Origin of the sequence: Weizmannia acidilactici (assembly GCF_008974185.1) — a bacterium.
In the GTDB taxonomy this organism is placed as follows: Bacteria; Bacillota; Bacilli; order Bacillales; family Bacillaceae_C; genus Weizmannia; species Weizmannia acidilactici.
This window is the reverse complement of record NZ_BKZP01000023.1, coordinates 17,014-33,710: the sequence shown is the minus strand read 5'-3', so window position 1 is coordinate 33,710 and position 16,697 is coordinate 17,014. Positions and strand designations below refer to the sequence as shown.

Below are 16,697 nucleotides of genomic sequence, written 5' to 3'. Positions count from 1 at the left end.
AGGCTGTGGCGGTCTGCCGCGCAGCCTTTAATTTTTTTACTATCATCACGGCAGGAGGAAAAAACATTGTCAAAGTTATGGGGCGGACGTTTTACGAAAGAAACGAACAAGCTGGTGGAGGAATACACCGCGTCCATCGCATACGATCAGCGGCTCGCGTTTGAAGATATAGAAGGCAGCCTTGCCCATGTCCAAATGCTCGGCGAATGCGGGATATTACCGAAAGAAGATGCGGAAAAAATAAAAGAAGGGCTTGAAAAAATTGCCGAAAAAATCAAAAATGGTGAAGTGGAATTTTCAGTTGACAACGAAGACATCCATATGAATATCGAAAAAATGTTGATTGACGAAATCGGCCCTGTCGGCGGCAAGCTGCACACCGGGCGGAGCCGCAACGACCAGGTCGCCACAGACATGCATTTGTATGTGCGGAAAACGACAAAAGAAATGATCAGTCTGATTACGCATGTCCAGGAAGCGCTGCTTGTGCAGGCGAAAGTCAATACGGAAACGATGATGCCGGGCTATACACATTTGCAGCGGGCGCAGCCGGTGCTGTTTGCCCACCATCTGCTAGCTTATTTTTGGATGCTTGAGCGCGATAAAGAAAGATTTGCCGACAGCCTGAAGCGGACGGACTGGCTGCCGCTCGGGGCGGGGGCGCTTGCCGGCACGACTTTCCCGATCGACCGGGAGCGGACGCGTGAACTGCTCGGATTTGGCCGGATATACCCGAATAGTTTGGATGCCGTCAGCGACCGCGATTTTGTGCTCGAATTTTTAGCCAATGCTTCAATTTTAATGGCCCATATTTCGCGGCTTTCGGAAGAAATGGTCATCTGGTCCAGCCAGGAATTCCAGTTTATTGAACTGGATGATTCATTTTGCACCGGGTCGAGCATCATGCCGCAAAAGAAAAATCCGGATGTGCCGGAACTGTTGCGCGGTAAAACGGGAAGGGTATTCGGCCACTTGCTCGGGCTTTTGACTGTATTAAAAGGGCTGCCGCTTGCTTACAACAAAGACATGCAGGAAGATAAAGAAGGCATTTTTGATACGGCTGATACGCTCGAGGGGGCGCTCAAGCTGCTTGCACTGATGATTGAAACGATGAAAGTCAATAAAGAGAAGATGTTCAAAGCCGTTTCAAACGATTACTCCAATGCAACCGATATCGCCGATTATTTGGCGAAAAAAGGGCTTCCGTTCCGTGAAGCCCATGCCGTCATCGGACAGATTGTGCTGTATGCGATCCAAAATGATAAATTTCTGCTCGATTTGACGCTCGATGAATATAAACGCTTCAGTCCGCTTTTTGAAAAAGATATTTTCGAAGTGCTGAAACCGGAACATGTTGTAAAAGCAAGAAACAGCACCGGGGGAACCGGGCATGAACAAGTGGCTGCGCAGCTTGTAATGGCGGAAAAACAATTGGAAAACGGTTTTTAAAATGCAGGTTGACGTTGGCGGCATTTTTATGAAAACCCGGCGGGCGTCTTGCCGGGACTTGCCGGATTCTCCATTTTCTTTTAAACTGTTATACAATAGACTGCACACGATGCGAAAAAGTTTGATATAATAAAATATTGTAAAGCGTTTTAATCTTTTGCATCATGAGTATAGGGCAGTACATACATCTTGCGAGTCAAAAAGTGGGAGGAAAAGGTCTTGGTTGAAATTGCAAGGCGCATGAACCAGTTGCCGACGTTGATTTTCAATGAACTCATTGCGTACAAAAAGAAAAAAGTAAAAGAAGGATGCCGGATGATCGATTTAAGCATCGGCAGCCCGGACCAACCGCCGCCAGCTTTTGTTATGGACGAAATCATCCGGAATGCAGGCGACCTGAACCAATACGGATATACGATTTCGGGGATTGAAGCGTTCTACAAGGCTGCAGCCGGCTATTATGAACGTTTCGGGGTGAAACTTGATCCGGAAACGGAAATCATCCAATTAATGGGATCACAGGACGGGATTGTCCATCTTCCGCTCGTCTTTTGCAATCCGGGTGATATCATCCTTGTCCCGGATCCTGGCTATACGGCATATGAATCGGGGTTGAAACTGGTGGAAGCAGTGCCTTACCCGATGCCGCTTCTTGAAGAAAACGGATTTATGCCGGACTTGTCGAAAATACCGGAAGACATCGCCCGCAAAGCGAAAATGATGATTTTGAATTTTCCAGGCAACCCGATTCCGGTTTTGGCAAAAAAATCGTTTTTTGAAGAAGTCGTCCGGTTTGCGAAAAAATACGATATCGTAGTGGCACATGATTTTGCCTACTGTGAACTCGTCTTTAACGGGAAAAAGCCGGTTAGCTTCCTTTCCGTCGAAGGGGCAAAAGAGGTCGGTGTTGAATTCAACTCCTTATCAAAAAGCTTCAATATGGCGGGTGCCCGCATCGGCTTTTTGGCCGGAAACCGTGAAGTGATCCGCCTGTTTTCGCAATTGAAGTCACATATGGATTACGGCATTTTTGAACCGATCCAAAGGGCTGCGACCGCTGCTTTAACAAACGGCAGGGAATTTGCACGGGAAAATGCAGCTCTTTATGAAAAGAGAAGGGATTTGTTTGTTTCCCGCACGGCGGAGATCGGGTGGAAGCTCCGGCCATCGGATGCGACGATGTTTTTATGGGCAAAAATTCCGGAAGGCAAACAATCTGTTGCGTTTACTTACGAACTGATGGACCGGGCAGGGGTGGTCGTTACGCCCGGCATTGCGTTCGGCAGCCACGGTGAAGGATATGTCAGAATTGCGCTCGTCCATGAGGAACATACATTGAAGGAAGCTGTCCGGAGAATCGAAGAAAGCGGTGTGCTGTTACAACAAAAAGCGGGACTCTTTTAAGGGCCCCGCTTTTATTTGTCAATGAACATTATGTGAAATATATCACATAATTATTTTAAAATTTTCATGAAAACTTTAAAATGAGATAGACGCCGCAGCATAAATCGGTTATCATATTTTATGTAGGAATGATAATCATTATCAATAAAAATACCTCTATTCTTGGTTGCCAGGGAGGAGCAGTGATGGTCTTAACAGAACTGAAGCCTGGAGAAAAAGGCATCATTACAGATTTGTCCCATATTGACGAAAATATCCAAAGGCGTCTTCTTGATTTAGGTGTGCTGGAAGGCCGTGAAGTTTGTTATAAATGCGCATTGCCGTTCGGGGGGCCGTGCCTGCTTGAAGTTTGCGGGCAGTGCATCGGCATCCGCAAAAAAGAAGCAATGCGGATTCAAGTGGAGTGTTCATAATGCAGGTCGCTTTATTTGGCAATCCGAATACAGGGAAGACATCGCTTTTTAATGAACTGACGGGATCTTATGAATATGTCGGGAACTGGACGGGGGTCACCGTTGAGAAAAAGGTTGGGCGGCTGAAGAAAAATCTTGGCCTGTTAATCGATTTGCCCGGCATTTATGCATTGAACCCGCTTTCCAAAGATGAAGCGGTAGCTTCCAATTTTTTAATTGAAGAAGAATTTACATCCATTTTAAATATTGTCGATGCCTCCCAGCTTGCGAGAAATCTGCATTTGACCATCCAATTGATGGAATACGGAAAACCCGTCCTGATCGGCCTGAATATGATCGATGTGGCGAAATCGCGCGGCATGAAGGTAGATGAAAAATCCCTTTCGAAAGGGCTCGGCGTTCCGGTTGTGCCGATTATAGCCCGGACGGGAAAAGGGTGCGGGGAGATCTCGGAGCGGATGAGAGAAAAGCCTGTTGCGCCTGACTTCCGCATTGATTACGGGGATGTGATAGAGGAAGCGGCAACCCGCATTATGGGGATACTTCCGGATTATAAATCCTTGAATAAACGCTGGCTCGCCCTCCAATTTTTGGAAGGGAACGAAGTCATCCGTTCTATCTCTGCATTCCGTCCGTTGAAAACAGAACTTTTGGCTTATTGCACGGAAGTTGAAAACCGGCTACGGGAGAAAAATCCGCATGCTTCGTTGAAACAGGAAATGTTTAAAAAACGTCAGCAGTTTATTGATCGGCTGATCGGAACGGCCGTTGAACAAACAGGTTCAGAAAGAAAAACGTTGACGGAGAAAATTGATGCGGTGGTCACCAATAAATTTCTCGGCGTCCCGATTTTTATTGGCACGATGTATTTGATGTTCTGCATCACGTTTAACTGGCTTGGGACTCCGTTATCCGATTTGCTCGACAAGTTCTTTTCGGGGCCGCTGACCGATTGGATCGAAGCCGGTTTAACGAAAGCCGGCGCAACCCAGTTTATCCGTGACGTCGTCCTGAACGGGATTGTCGCGGGCGTAGGCGGCGTGCTTGTTTTTGTGCCACAAATTTTCGTATTGTTTTTCTTTATATCGCTAATTGAGGATTCCGGGTATATGGCGCGGGTCGCAATGGTGATGGACCGGGTGATGGAAGCAGTCGGCCTGAACGGGAGAGCCTTTATTCCGCTGATTATCGGTTTTGGCTGCAATGTTCCCGGCGTGATGGCGTCAAGGACGATCGAACAGCCGAAAGAAAGGCTGCTGACGACGCTCCTGACGCCGCTCATGTCGTGCTCGGCACGCCTTTCCGTATATAGTTTGTTTGTTTCGGCGTTTTTTCACAAATACCAGGCTTTAGTCGTCCTGTCGCTGTATTTGCTCGGTATCGTCATTGCATTGGTGCTTGCCAAGTGTTTTCAATGGTAATGAAGACAGAAGGTTCCGTGTTTATCATTGAACTGCCGCCGTACCGTGTGCCGAATGCACGGAGCCTTTTCAGGGGCACATGGGACAAAGGAAAAGGCTTTGTCCGCAAAGCGGGGACTTTGATTTTCGGCGGGACGGTTGTCATCTGGCTGATTTCCTATACGGGGCCGGGCGGATTGGACGTTCCCGTTGATAAAAGTTTTATGGCGCTGATCTGCAAGTATCTCGCGCCGCTCTTTCAACCGCTCGGTTTTGGGACATGGCAGGCGGCTGCGGCACTTCTGACCGGTTTCATGGCAAAAGAAGTCGTTGTATCGACGATGAATGTGCTGTATTTTGTCCCAAGCGGCGCGTCATTGGCAGAAGTGATCCAACACGCGTTTACACCGCTTACGGCTTACAGTTTTATGGTGTTTATACTATTATATATTCCTTGCCTTTCGACAGTGGCCATGGTCCATAAAGAAACCGGTTCGGGGAAAGTGACGCTTTTTTCGATCGGTTATGCGCTGACCGTTGCTTATGTAGTCTCGTTTATCATTTACCAGGGCGGCCGTTTACTCGGCTTCTAGAGACGGAGGGATGTTCACATGTTCAGTATCCTATTAGGAATCGCCATATTTGCTTATGCAGCATTTACGTTGATCCGATTTATGAAAAAAAGCAGGGAAGGGCAGTGCGCATCCTGTGCTCTGAAAGACAGCTGCGGAAAGGCAAACTGCTGTATTTCACACGGAGAGGCTCAGGATGCAAAAGCGAAAATGACGGTAAAAGGGTAAAAAAAGGCCCCGCAGGCATTTACGCGGGACCGTTTTTTTATGCAATCTATTTCGCATCACGAAGGAGTTTCGTGTACAATAAGGGCAGGCCACTTAATTTAAATAAATTGGATGATGGGGGGGAGTCACATGAAAGGAACAGATGTAAACGGTATCCAACAAAAATTTGAATACGGAAAAGAAAAAATTTGGTCACGAGATTTTGTCCTCATTCTTTTTGCGAATTTTTTTGTTTTTCTTGGTTTTCAAATGACTTTGCCGACAATTCCGCTTTTCGTTGAACATCTTGGCGGAAATGATCAATTGATCGGGTTTGTGGTCGGCATTTTTACATTTTCGGCGCTATTGTTAAGGCCATTCGCCGGCCATGCCCTGGAATCAAGGGGAAGAAGGTTTGTATACCTGTTGGGGCTTGCCATTTTTGTCATATCCGTCGGGTCTTATTCGGTTGCCGCAAGCATTCTTTTTTTATTATTGATGCGGGTGGTCCAGGGGGTCGGCTGGGGTTTTTCTACAACAGCCTCCGGAACGATCGCCACTGATATTATCCCGATGCGCAGGCGCGGGGAGGGTATGGGCTATTTTGGTTTATCTGGGAATCTCGCGCTTGCCTTTGGCCCGTCACTAGGCTTGTTTATTGCAGACAGGCTTCCTTTCCGGAATTTGTTTCTCATTTGTGCCGCTTTGGGCCTGGCCGCTTTTTTGCTGGCGACTAGAATCCACTATAAAAAAGCGGAAAAGCATGGAGCGGAAAAAAGTGGGCGCAAAAGATTTGATTTTTACGAAAAAACGGCGCTACAGCCGTCGCTCCTGTTGTTTTTTATTACTGTCACTTTTGGTGGCATTGCGTCATTCCTGCCGCTTTATACTGCCGAAAAGCATATTTCCGGTATCCAATGGTATTTTCTGGTCTACGCGCTTGCTTTAATGCTGACGAGGACATTTGCCGGGAAATTGTATGACAGGAAAGGGCATAAAGCTGTATTTGTTCCGTCAACACTGCTAATTGTTGCTGCAATGCTGTTATTGTCGTGGCTCCCGAATCCATTCGTATTATTTTCTGCAGCATTTTTATACGGATTCGGTTTTGGTTCCGTCCAGCCTGCGCTTCAAGCCTGGGCCATTGAAAAGGCGCCGCACAACCGTAAAGGAATGGCCAATGCGACCTTTTTCTCCTTTTTTGACCTCGGAATTGGATTCGGGGCGATGATGTTCGGCCAAATCGGGCATCTGTTCGGTTATCATGCCATCTATATGACAGCTGCTTGTTCTGTAGTGGTTTCAATTGTCCTGTATCTATTTTTCTATTCGAAAGAAAAAGGCACGCAAACGGTCTGACTTGGCGCCATTCCATCCGCGTTTTTAGATTTTTTCTCCGCCATATGATAAGATAAACATGTTCCGGTATTTACCACACCGGATCCCATCAATGCAAAGGGCGAATGTACCCGATGCTGCCGTTAAAAAGAATTTCAGGAAAAAGGCAGATGAGTTATGAGCAAATTCAATGATGATTATATGATCACAATGGATGACATTGTAAGGGAAGGTGACCCGATTTTAAGGAAAGTGGTCGATGAAGTGCAGATGCCGCCGACTGAGGAAGACAAGGCGGAATTGCGCTGCATGCTGCAGTTTTTAAAAAACAGTCAAAACCCGGAAATCGCCGCCAAATACAACCTGCGCGCGGGCGTCGGGCTTTCAGCAAATCAAATCGGGTTGAATAAGCGCATGTTCGCGGTGTACATTTCAGATGAAGACGGGGAAATGGAATACACCTTATTTAATCCGAAAATCATCAGCCATTCGGTTTCGATGATCTATCTTCCGCAAGGGGAAGGGTGCCTGTCTGTGGACCGGAAAGTGGAAGGCTTTGTCCCCCGGCACGAAAGGATCAAAGTGAAAGCTTACGATATGGACGGGAATGAAGTTCTGGTCAAATTAAAAGGCTTCCCAGCTATTGTTTTCCAGCATGAAATCGACCATTTGAACGGGATCATGTTTTACGACCATATCAATAAAGAGAATCCATTTGCGCTTCCCACAAATGTGGATATCAGGAGCTTGTATGAGTAAGCGACATACAAAGCGGCAGCCTGCACAGCTGCCGCTTTGTTTAAATCCTGTTATTCCCTTGTATGGAAATAAGCATTCAGCTGGCCGCGGATCACCTTTTCGCGCATTGTCCGTTCATTGTATTTTTTCTGTTTAATGTATTCTTTGCGGATTTCTGCAGTTTGGATGCCTTCTTCCCGTTTGTTTGCGATGTCCATCAGCCGTTCGACATCGGAAAATGAATATTTTCGGATTCCCCGGTTCGTCCGCTCGGGAAAAATCAGTTTTCTCTCTTCATAGTAACGGATCCTTCTTTCGCTTAAACCTGTCAATTCACAAACTGTACCGATCGAGATGACTTTTTTATCGAGGTATGATTCGTTTGAAGCCACTATGTACCCTCCCTTTGTAAGGTGTTTTTATTAATATATAACAAAAAATCTAATTGTTCCATACTTATGTTAGGAAATCTAACAAGAAATCCCGATCTTCCCTTTGCTGATGGAAGAATACATCACAGAAGAAAACGCCTGCAATCTATTCCGATCTCCATCTCACGCATTATTGGCGGCAAAACGTTTAAAATAAACAGGTCGGGGGTAGAAATGTATTGTTTCTCAGGAGGGTTGACAGATGGAAATGATGACGTATTCCGATATGGAAGAAAGGAAAAATGATTATATTGAAAAACTTTTAGAAAAAGGGATTTATAAAGTCGGAAAATACCAACTGTATGAGCTGCCGCTGTTGGAATTACAAAAAATTTACCACAATTCGTTTGAAAATAACATCCGCTAGAACAATTGCCGCTCCCTACCCCTCCCTTCACCGCTTCTGTCCGGCCATTTTTTCTTCTTTTGGAGTTGAGTTTTCATTTATTTACCAATATAATGATTCAAGATCATATGTTTTCGATAGAAGGAGAAAAAGGATGAAAAATTTTTTGATCGTGGTGGCGGGATCTGTCATTGTCGGCACGGCGTACAATCTTTTTTTCATTCCGCACAAAATATTAAGCAGTGGTTTAAGCGGGATTGCGATCCTGCTCGGCCTGATCACCCCCGTCAACACCGGGGTGTTAAATTTTGTGCTGAACCTGCCGTTGCTTGTTTTGTCCGTTTTTAAACTCGGGAAAAAGTTTACGTTGTTGACGGTTTCTTCGGTTATTTCTTTATCTTTAAGCCTGTATTTGCTCCCGGTTGTAAAAATATCTTCTGAACCGATTTTGTCTTCTTTATTCGGCGGCATTTTTACCGGCCTTGGCATCGGCCTGATTTTCAGGGCTTCCGGGTCCTCGGGCGGGTTTGATATTATTGCCATGTTTCTCGCAAAGAAAAAAGATTTTCCGCTCGGCGCCATCCTGTCGGCTTTAAACGGCGTGGTCGTCATCGCATCCGGGTTCGTGTTCGGCTGGGATGCCGCCTTTAATACGCTTGTGGCGATATTTGCATGCGGAAAAGTGATCGATGCCATCCATACGAGACATATTAAATTGACGCTGATGATCATAACATCTAAAGGCGAAGAAATGAAAACGAGACTGCTTGAAAAAGTGTACCGCGGGATTACAATGATGGATGGAAAAGGGGCATATTCCGGCGATTCCCGAAAAATATTGCTGATGGTCATTACGCGCTATGAGCTGACGGAAGTGAAAAATTTGGTCCGCGAAACCGATCCGGGGGCATTCGTCAATATTTTGGAAACCGCCGAAGTGGTCGGGTCTTTCCACCGGAATTGATTTTAAACTTTTCTTAAGGAATGGGGCGTAAACTGATATTGCTGGCATTCGCGATTTTGAAAGGTGGGTGGAGGGGCAAATGTATAAATTGCCGCGCCTTATTTTTGCAGCACTCATATTGATTATTTTATTGTTGGTTTTTAACCAATATTATTCGAGTAAAAATACCGCAAAAAACAGTATAAAAAGCGAATCGAGCCAAAGTGCTTCAAAAAATAGCAAGCAGAAAACAGAAAAGCAAAATTCATCCGGCAGCAAGAAAACATCAGGCAAAACGACCGAGCAAAAAGAAAAAACGAACAACTCGGAAGAAAAGAAAAATTCAAGATCCGGGAGAATATTGCTTGATGTGCCGCTCATTAACCAGATGGATGCGCCGCGCCTGTACAACGGGTGTGAAATTACAAGCCTTGCCATGCTTTTGCAGGATAACGGCTACAACGTGACGAAAAATGAATTGGCGAACGAGGTGAAGCGTGTGCCGCTTACATATGAAAACGGCAAGCATGGCAATCCAAATGTCGGTTTTGTCGGCAATATGGAAAACGGGCCGGGGCTTGGCGTGTATCACGGGCCGGTTTTTGACCTTGCCAAAAAATATGCCGGCAGCAAAGCGCATGATTTCACGGGACAGCCTTTTTCAAAAGTCATTCAAAATATTGCGGAAGGGCATCCGGTATGGGTCATCATCAATACATATTTTGCGCCGGTTTCGAATTTCCAGACTTGGGACACGCCCCAGGGCAAAATTAAAATTACATACAGCGAACACAGTGTTGTTATTACTGGGTACGACGACGACCATATTTTTGTAAATGATCCGTATGGCACAAAAAATAAAGAACTGGATCGAAACACTTTTGTAAAAGCATGGGAGCAAATGGGAAGCCAGGCGATTGTGATCCGTTGAACATTTTGCATGGAGATGTCCCAAAGCCCTTTTAAATAAGAAACCCGCCGGGATAAAACCATTTTCCCGGCGGATTTTCGCGATTTTCTAAAACAATTTCAGTTTTTGCATAATGGCGGAAATTTCCGGTTATATTATGGACAGGTTCAAATGAGGAGAGAGGGATCTGCCGATTTGCGTATTTTACAAAGTGAGACCGGCCTTTTGGCTGTTTGTTTTGCTGTCATCATTCTATATTTGTCGCCGCTTTACATTTTAGGGGGCGATGCCCATATCCGCGTGCATGATAACCTCGATTCTAATATTGCCTGATATAAAGTACTGGCCGAAAGCGGAAAAATGTTTAGACCGCTTGATGCGAGGATTCCCCAGGTGATGAACTGGATCCCGCGCAATGCGTTCGCGTCTGAATTCAGCCTGATTGTCTGGCTTTACGCCCTGTTTCCTCCGATGACCGCCTATGCCATTAGCCAGACGATCACAAGAATTTTTGCCTTTATCGGCATGTACGCGTTGTTAAAAACGCATTTTTTGCGCGACAGTGCGTACCAGCCGGTTTGTGCCGGATGCGCGCTCGCTTTTTCGCTTACGCCGTTTTGGCCGTCCGGCATGCTGAGCACGCTCGGCATGCCGCTTGCATTATGGGCTTTTCTTAATATCCGCGCAGGCAAAAACATCACGTGGAAAGAACGCCTCATCCTGACACTGATTCCGTTTTACAGCAGTATCGTCCTCGGCTTTTTCTTTTTCTTATCCGCAATGTTTCTGCTGTGGTTTTGGGGCGGAATCAGGGGAAAGGGCTGGAATTTCCGCTTTTTTGCCGCTATTCTTTACATGTCCGCCATTTTTTGGCGGTTGAGTATCGGCTTGTCTATTCATTTTTGTTTGCGGCTGTTCCGAACAGCCGCGATGAATATATCCATGCGCGCCTTTCGTTTTGGCATTCCGTCAGGCTTTCATTTAAAAATTATGTGCTCGGGCATACCCATGTCCTTACGGTGCATGGCTTTATCATTTTACCTTTTACGCTGCTTGCGTTTTGGATTGTTTTAAAAAATAAGCTCTGGAAAAGGGAAAGCACATTTGTAAGCTTGTTTATCCTTAATTTTTTGCTGTCGGTCTGGTATGAGTTTTGGTTTTATAAAGGTTGGCTGCCGTTAACCGAAAAAGTCCATTTTCTCAATACGTTTAACTTCGCACGTTTTCATTTTTTTCGCCCGCTTGTCATTTATGTACTGTTCGGCCTTAGCTTAAAAATTTTAGTGCAGCATTGGGGATTCTGGAAAAAAACGGCCGCTGCCTTTATCGCAGGGCAGATCATCATTCTTTTTATCTCTAATGATGAATTGGTGTACCATTCGAAACCGACGCCCAACCAGTTTTATGCCGAAACGCTATTCCAAAAGATTGATGACTATATCGGTAGGCCGAAAGCAAGTTATCGCGTGGCAAGCATCGGCCTCCACCCGGCAATCGCACAGTATAACGGTTTTTACACGCTTGATTCATACAATAACTTCTACCCGCTTTCCTATAAACACAAGTTCAGAAATATTATTGCGCGCGAACTGGAAAAAAACCGGGCAATTAAACAGTATTTTGATGAATGGAGCGGGCGCTGCTATATGTTTACGGATGAACTCGGCAAACATTATATGTTCCAAAAAAATTCCGGGGAAAAGCTTTCCCATTTGCAGCTCGATACGACCGCTTTTAAAAAAATGGGCGGGGAATTCATCTTTTCGGCGGTGCCGATCGAAATGCCCGCGGAAAATCGGCTACAATTTTTGCGTGCATTTTCGGACAAGGACACGGTGTGGAAAATATATGTCTACAAAGCCATGTAAAATATTGGCACATTATAAAATAAATCCCATTATTGCAACTTCCTGCGCTTTCCTTTATTATTCACCTGGTCTGTAATACAATCAAGGTAAAGGCAGGTGGAGAAAGGATGAACGAAAAAAAAACAGCCGGGGAAAAAGCGGCGGAATTCGTGGAAGATGGCATGACCATCGGGCTTGGAACCGGTTCAACCGTTTATTATACGATCAGAAAAATAGGGGAACGGGTGCAAAACGGCCTGAAAATTACGGGTGTTCCGACATCGCAGGCGACAGCGGTACTTGCCCGCGGATGCGGCATTCCGCTGGCCGACCTGAACGACACAGATACAATCGACTTGACCATTGACGGCGCGGATGAAGTCGATCCCGCCTTAAACGGCATTAAAGGTGGCGGGGGAGCTTTGCTGTTTGAAAAACTGGTGGCAAATGCATCGAAAAAAAATATATGGGTGGTCGATCACAGCAAGCAGGTCGAAAAACTCGGCGCTTACCCGCTGCCGGTCGAAGTCATCCCATTCGGTTGGAAACAAATCATGAAAATTTTTGAGGAAAAAGGCTTCAGGCCTGTTCTCCGCATGAAAAACGGGCAACCGTTCCAAACGGACGGCGGGCATTATATTGTCGATATCCGTGCCGGGCATGCCGGGGACATGGTAGCGCTCGGGAAATGGCTTGACGGGCTCACCGGCGTTGTCGAGCACGGCCTGTTTCTCGGCACATGCGACCTTGTTGTCGTCGGGGACGGCGAAAGCGTAAGCATGCGGGAAAAACCGCGGGAAACGGGTAACAGATCCTGATTTTTGGGTAAACGTAAAATGGAACAGAAAGGGAAACGCAAGTCCGATCCCTTTTCGGTTCCGTTTTCTCCGGCTGTTTCGCAGCAAGGCGCGTTTTCAGCCTGAACAACATGTTATCATATATGCTCAATCCAAAGTTCGGAGGAAGAACAGATGTATCGATTGTTAACGCATAACGACTTGGACGGCCTTGGCTGCGGCGTTTTGGCCAGGCTCGCATTCGGGAAAAACATCGAAATCCAGTACAATTCAGTGTCCGGGATCAATCCGCAGGTGGAAGCTTTTTTAAAGAAAGAGAAAAAAGAAGAGATGTTGTGGATCACCGATTTATCCGTCAATGAACAAAATGCGGAGTTGATTGATGCGTATGTCCTGCAGGGAGGGAAAGCGAAACTCATCGACCACCATAAAAGCGCGCTCCATTTAAATGCTTATGCATGGGCGTCCGTCCAGGTGGAGGAAGACGGAAAGCTGGCAAGCGCCACTTCATTATTTTACCGGTATTTGAAAGCCAAAGGGAAGCTCAGGCCGGACGACGCCGTGGATCAATTTGTCGAGCTCGTCAGGCAGATGGATACATGGGAATGGGAAAAAAACCAAAACGTCCAGGCAAAAAAATTAAATGACCTTTTTTATATGTATACGGTTGAAGAATTTGAAGAAATATTGTTACATAAGCTGACCCATAGTGGCTCATTTTCTTTTGACGATCTCGAGGAGAAAATTTTAGACCTGGAAGAGAAAAAAATTGCGCGGTACATTAACGGCAAGAAGCGGGAAGTTTACCAAGCCGTGATTGACGGCTATTATGCCGGCGTTGTCCATGCCGAATCGCACCATTCCGAACTTGGGAATGAGCTCGCGAAAGAATATCCGCATTTGGATTATATTGCGATTATAATGGTCGGGAAAAAAAGAATCAGCTTCAGGACGATCCATGACCATGTCGATGTATCGGAAATTGCGAAAAAATACGATGGTGGCGGTCACCGGAAAGCATCGGGCGCAATGCTGACGGCTGAGGCTTTCCGGCATTTCGTGGAGGAAACTTTTAAGTCCGAACCATTAAAGCGCGATTTCGCCCACAACCAAGCGAACATAAAAGGGCAGGAGGCCGGCTGCTTATACCAAAACCGGTGCGGGGAACCGTTCTTCGTATATAAAGACGTCCAAAAAGGCTGGGTCATTGAAGCAAAAGGGTTAAAACAGTCCCCGTCTTTTTCCGATTTTGAAGACGCAGAAAAATTTGTAAAGCGACAGTTCCAGGCCTGGCTTGTTCAGGATGATGTGTATATAGAGTACATGGAAAAAAAGCGCCGGATAGATAGCGGCGCATGAAGCGGGCTGAGGCTGTCCCAAAAGGCCCCTTCTTAAACAAGAAAAACCGTTGAGAAAATAATTTTCTCGACGGTTTTTCTTCTTTCTGAAACAGGCGGTTCTTTTCCGCCTGTTTCAGAAGATTGTGGGCGATGGCAACCAGCCCGAATTCGATATTTACTTTCTCAAGCCCCCGCAGAGAAAATCTGCGGAACGACCGATTGCCTTTGATATGACCGAACACGTTTTCTACCTCGATTTTCCTTCGAGCGTAGATTTGCTCGTCTTTTTCACGATATTCCCAGTTAGAAACATTTCGGATATCTTTTTTGTAAGCCCGCGTCTCTTCTTTTCTCATAGTATTGTAGGGAATCAATGCTTCGAACTCTTCCTCATGCGCATACAAATAGTTGGCTTCCCCGCCATAACCTGCATCCGCAATGATCCGTTTTGGCTTAGGCAGGCCGGATGCTTTCAGCTTCTCCAAATGCGGAACAAAGCATCTTGTATCAGTTGGCCTCTGGTGTATAGTGTATCCAAGAATAAACTGGTCTTCCGTTCCAATTTGGACATTGTAACCCGGTTTCAGCTGGCCGTTTTTCATATGATCTTCTTTCATCCGCATAAAGGTGGCATTATGATCTGTTTTGGAATAACTGTTCCGGTCTCCAAAAATTTCCAATCGGGCTTCATACTTTTTCAGCCGCGGTAAGTAGTCTTCTTTGAGTTTCTTGTAAATTTTTCGTTTCGACCGATAGACTGCCTTTTTCTCTTTCTTCAGTTCCTTGTCTTCTTCCTGCTCTGCGTCTGTTTCAGCTTCTTTGACTTTTGCTCCACCTTTTCGGCAATCTTCTCCAGCTGTTTTGCACTTACATGTTCAGCCGGAGCTTTCATTTCTTTCAATGTTTCCTCATCTAATTCAATCATTTCTTCGATGAGTTGAAATGTCTTTTGAAGGTTTTTTTATGGAAGGCTCTGTTAAATTTTATTGTTGATTATCGTTAATTTCTGATATCTGCGGGATTATCGGGCAAGAAGAGACCCCTTGTGCTAAGGCATCGAACAAGGAGGCTCGCGACGGTGTGCGGAAAGTGAGCGGATTTCGCGATCATCAACATTGGAACATAACACGTAAAGAAAATAATTTCAAATAAAAAAATTCAAAAAATAACGTGAGTAAAACTGACAACATTACTGATGATTTTATTGGCCATGTTTTATACTTTTGATAAGCATTTTAGCCTAGACAACGGAGGTGATTGTTTACATCGTTTGCCGGTTTTACAAAAAGAAAACAGAAGAATGGGGGAAAAGAATGAAGTCAAAAAAATTATGGTCATTCGGCTTGGCGGCCGTGCTCGCGGTAAGTTTGCTCGGGGCATGTTCGCAGTACAGCAGTAAGAGCAATGCGTCCGGCGGCAGTATGCAAGTGATTAAAATCGCCACACAGTCCCCGCTCTCGGGCGGAAGTGCAACATTGGGGGAAGCCATTAAGCTCGGGGCACAGTTAGCATTGGAAGAACAACAGGCAAAATTTAAAAAAATGGGCTTTAAGCTGCAGCTTGTCCCGTATGACGACCAGGGCGACCCGAAAAAAGGCGTGTCCAATGCCCAATTGATCGGGTCAGATGACCAGGTTTTCGGAGTAATTGGGCATTTGAATTCTGGCGTTTCCATTCCGGCTTCCGAAGTGTATGAAAAATATGCGATTCCGATGATTTCTCCTGCCAGCACGGCGACTGAAGTGACCGACCGCAATTTAAAAACGGTGAACAGGGTATGCGCCCGCGATGACTTCCAGGGTCCGGCCGGCGCCTCTTACGCCGTGAAAACGTTAAAAGCAAAGAAAATTTTTGTCATCCAGGACAAAACGGCATACGGGCAGGGGCTTGCCGATGCCTTTAAAGCTGCCGCCGAGAAGCTTGGGGCAAAAATTGTCGGTTATGAAAGCATCACGGTCGGGGAAAAAGATTTTAACGGGGTGCTCAATTCCGTTTCATCGGCAAAGCCGGATCTTGTTTATTTTGGCGGTTTGTACGCTGAAGGCGGCTTGATTGTGAAACAAGCTAGGGCGAAAGGCATTGACGTGCCGATCATGGGCGGAGACGGCCTTGATTCTTCCACATATGTAGATATTGCGGGGGGTGCCGTAAAAAATACGTATTTGACATCAGTCGCTGGAGATGTCTCGAAAACATCGGAAGGGAAAAAATTCGCAGAAAATTACAAAAACAAATTCAGGAAAAATGTTGAATCTTATTCCGCTTATGCGTATGATGCGATGGGCGTCATGCTGAAAGGTCTGGAAAACGCCATTAAAGCTAATGGCGGAAAAATCCCAACCCGCGAGCAGGTCAGAGACGCCGTCCGCGCCATTAAAGATTACAAAGGTGTTGTCACGGAAGTCGACTTCGATTCAAAAGGCGACAACAAATACGCAAAAGTATTTATTTATAAGTTCAATAAAGCGGCTTACCCTGCCGAACAGGAAGGCGAAATCAGCAAATAAAAACAGACGGAAGGGCGTGCAGCGGGAGCCCTTCCGCTCATTCAAATGAAAGGAC

General features: G+C 45.8%; 13 protein-coding genes and 3 pseudogenes. 14 read left to right on the top strand and 2 right to left on the bottom strand.

All coding sequences use genetic code 11. The features are described from left to right. The first annotated feature begins 66 nt into the window (after nt 1-66). From argH to def, 7 genes and pseudogenes are all read left to right on the top strand, one after another. Nucleotides 67-1,449: an argininosuccinate lyase gene (gene argH, locus BpJC4_RS10835; RefSeq protein ID WP_151697890.1), complete on the top strand. Its 1,383-nt coding sequence runs from the start codon at nt 67-69 to the stop codon at nt 1,447-1,449. A 219-nt stretch (nt 1,450-1,668) separates the two neighbouring features. After that, a complete protein-coding gene (locus tag BpJC4_RS10830; RefSeq protein ID WP_151697889.1) occupies nt 1,669-2,853 on the top strand; it encodes an LL-diaminopimelate aminotransferase in 1,185 nt (394 codons plus the stop codon). A gap of 185 nt (nt 2,854-3,038) precedes the next feature. Continuing rightward, complete coding sequence (locus BpJC4_RS10825) at nt 3,039-3,266, top strand: FeoA family protein (protein WP_172967424.1); 228 nt, start codon at nt 3,039-3,041, stop codon at nt 3,264-3,266. Then, nucleotides 3,266-5,259 (top strand): annotated as a pseudogene (feoB, locus tag BpJC4_RS10820) (ferrous iron transport protein B). Before BpJC4_RS10825 ends, feoB begins: the two are co-directional and overlap by 1 nt. Nucleotides 5,260-5,277: 18 nt before the next feature. Beyond that, a complete protein-coding gene (locus tag BpJC4_RS10815) occupies nt 5,278-5,466 on the top strand; it encodes a FeoB-associated Cys-rich membrane protein (protein WP_151680871.1) in 189 nt (62 codons plus the stop codon). 129 nt (nt 5,467-5,595) lie between these two features. Continuing rightward, complete coding sequence (locus tag BpJC4_RS10810) at nt 5,596-6,804, top strand: MFS transporter (RefSeq protein WP_151680872.1); 1,209 nt, start codon at nt 5,596-5,598, stop codon at nt 6,802-6,804. Between the two features lie 156 nt (nt 6,805-6,960). Further along, nucleotides 6,961-7,542 carry a peptide deformylase gene (def, locus tag BpJC4_RS10805; RefSeq protein ID WP_151697888.1) on the top strand — a complete coding sequence of 194 codons (582 nt, stop codon included), beginning with the start codon at nt 6,961-6,963 and terminating at the stop codon, nt 7,540-7,542. A gap of 50 nt (nt 7,543-7,592) precedes the next feature. Here the strand turns inward: def and BpJC4_RS10800 are convergent, their stop codons facing one another. Further along, nucleotides 7,593-7,913 (bottom strand): MerR family transcriptional regulator, encoded by a 321-nt coding sequence (locus tag BpJC4_RS10800; RefSeq protein ID WP_151680874.1) that lies wholly within the window; start codon nt 7,911-7,913, stop codon nt 7,593-7,595. A 241-nt stretch (nt 7,914-8,154) separates the two neighbouring features. On the opposite strand from BpJC4_RS10800, the gene BpJC4_RS10795 reads away from it, so the two are divergent. The 6 genes and pseudogenes from BpJC4_RS10795 (at nt 8,155) to BpJC4_RS10770 (ending at nt 14,154) form a co-directional block, all read left to right on the top strand. Continuing rightward, nucleotides 8,155-8,319, top strand: coding sequence for a Fur-regulated basic protein FbpA (locus tag BpJC4_RS10795; protein ID WP_151697887.1), 165 nt, complete (start codon nt 8,155-8,157; stop codon nt 8,317-8,319). A gap of 133 nt (nt 8,320-8,452) precedes the next feature. After that, entirely contained in the window at nt 8,453-9,262 is an 810-nt protein-coding gene (locus tag BpJC4_RS10790; RefSeq protein WP_151680875.1) for a YitT family protein, read from the top strand. A gap of 79 nt (nt 9,263-9,341) precedes the next feature. Beyond that, the gene (locus BpJC4_RS10785) at nt 9,342-10,172 is read left to right on the top strand and encodes a C39 family peptidase (protein ID WP_253693699.1); all 831 of its coding nucleotides are present in this window, start codon (nt 9,342-9,344) and stop codon (nt 10,170-10,172) included. Between the two features lie 150 nt (nt 10,173-10,322). Continuing rightward, nucleotides 10,323-12,019, top strand: a pseudogene (locus tag BpJC4_RS17130) (DUF6044 family protein). 107 nt (nt 12,020-12,126) lie between these two features. Continuing rightward, the gene (rpiA, locus tag BpJC4_RS10775; RefSeq protein ID WP_151680876.1) at nt 12,127-12,816 is read left to right on the top strand and encodes a ribose-5-phosphate isomerase RpiA; all 690 of its coding nucleotides are present in this window, start codon (nt 12,127-12,129) and stop codon (nt 12,814-12,816) included. A gap of 153 nt (nt 12,817-12,969) precedes the next feature. Beyond that, complete coding sequence (locus BpJC4_RS10770; protein WP_151680877.1) at nt 12,970-14,154, top strand: DHH family phosphoesterase; 1,185 nt, start codon at nt 12,970-12,972, stop codon at nt 14,152-14,154. Nucleotides 14,155-14,215: 61 nt separating this feature from the next. Here BpJC4_RS10770 and BpJC4_RS16605 read toward each other — a convergent pair. Further along, nucleotides 14,216-14,881: pseudogene (locus BpJC4_RS16605) on the bottom strand (transposase); the annotation flags it as partial. A gap of 567 nt (nt 14,882-15,448) precedes the next feature. On the opposite strand from BpJC4_RS16605, the gene BpJC4_RS10760 reads away from it, so the two are divergent. After that, nucleotides 15,449-16,642 carry a branched-chain amino acid ABC transporter substrate-binding protein gene (locus BpJC4_RS10760; RefSeq protein ID WP_151680879.1) on the top strand — a complete coding sequence of 398 codons (1,194 nt, stop codon included), beginning with the start codon at nt 15,449-15,451 and terminating at the stop codon, nt 16,640-16,642. The last annotated feature ends 55 nt before the right edge of the window (nt 16,643-16,697 follow it).

Excerpts from the sequence above, each read along its gene's own strand:
- BpJC4_RS10810 (WP_151680872.1), top strand. The coding sequence starts at position 5,596 with ATGAAAGGAACAGATGTAAACGGTATCCAACAAAAATTTGAATACGGA.
- BpJC4_RS10770 (WP_151680877.1), top strand. The coding sequence starts at position 12,970 with ATGTATCGATTGTTAACGCATAACGACTTGGACGGCCTTGGCTGCGGC.
- rpiA (WP_151680876.1), top strand. The coding sequence starts at position 12,127 with ATGAACGAAAAAAAAACAGCCGGGGAAAAAGCGGCGGAATTCGTGGAA.
- BpJC4_RS10815 (WP_151680871.1), top strand. The coding sequence starts at position 5,278 with ATGTTCAGTATCCTATTAGGAATCGCCATATTTGCTTATGCAGCATTT.
- BpJC4_RS10785 (WP_253693699.1), top strand. The coding sequence starts at position 9,342 with ATGTATAAATTGCCGCGCCTTATTTTTGCAGCACTCATATTGATTATT.
- BpJC4_RS10760 (WP_151680879.1), top strand. The coding sequence starts at position 15,449 with ATGAAGTCAAAAAAATTATGGTCATTCGGCTTGGCGGCCGTGCTCGCG.
- BpJC4_RS10790 (WP_151680875.1), top strand. The coding sequence starts at position 8,453 with ATGAAAAATTTTTTGATCGTGGTGGCGGGATCTGTCATTGTCGGCACG.
- BpJC4_RS10795 (WP_151697887.1), top strand. The coding sequence starts at position 8,155 with ATGGAAATGATGACGTATTCCGATATGGAAGAAAGGAAAAATGATTAT.
- def (WP_151697888.1), top strand. The coding sequence starts at position 6,961 with ATGAGCAAATTCAATGATGATTATATGATCACAATGGATGACATTGTA.
- BpJC4_RS10825 (WP_172967424.1), top strand. The coding sequence starts at position 3,039 with ATGGTCTTAACAGAACTGAAGCCTGGAGAAAAAGGCATCATTACAGAT.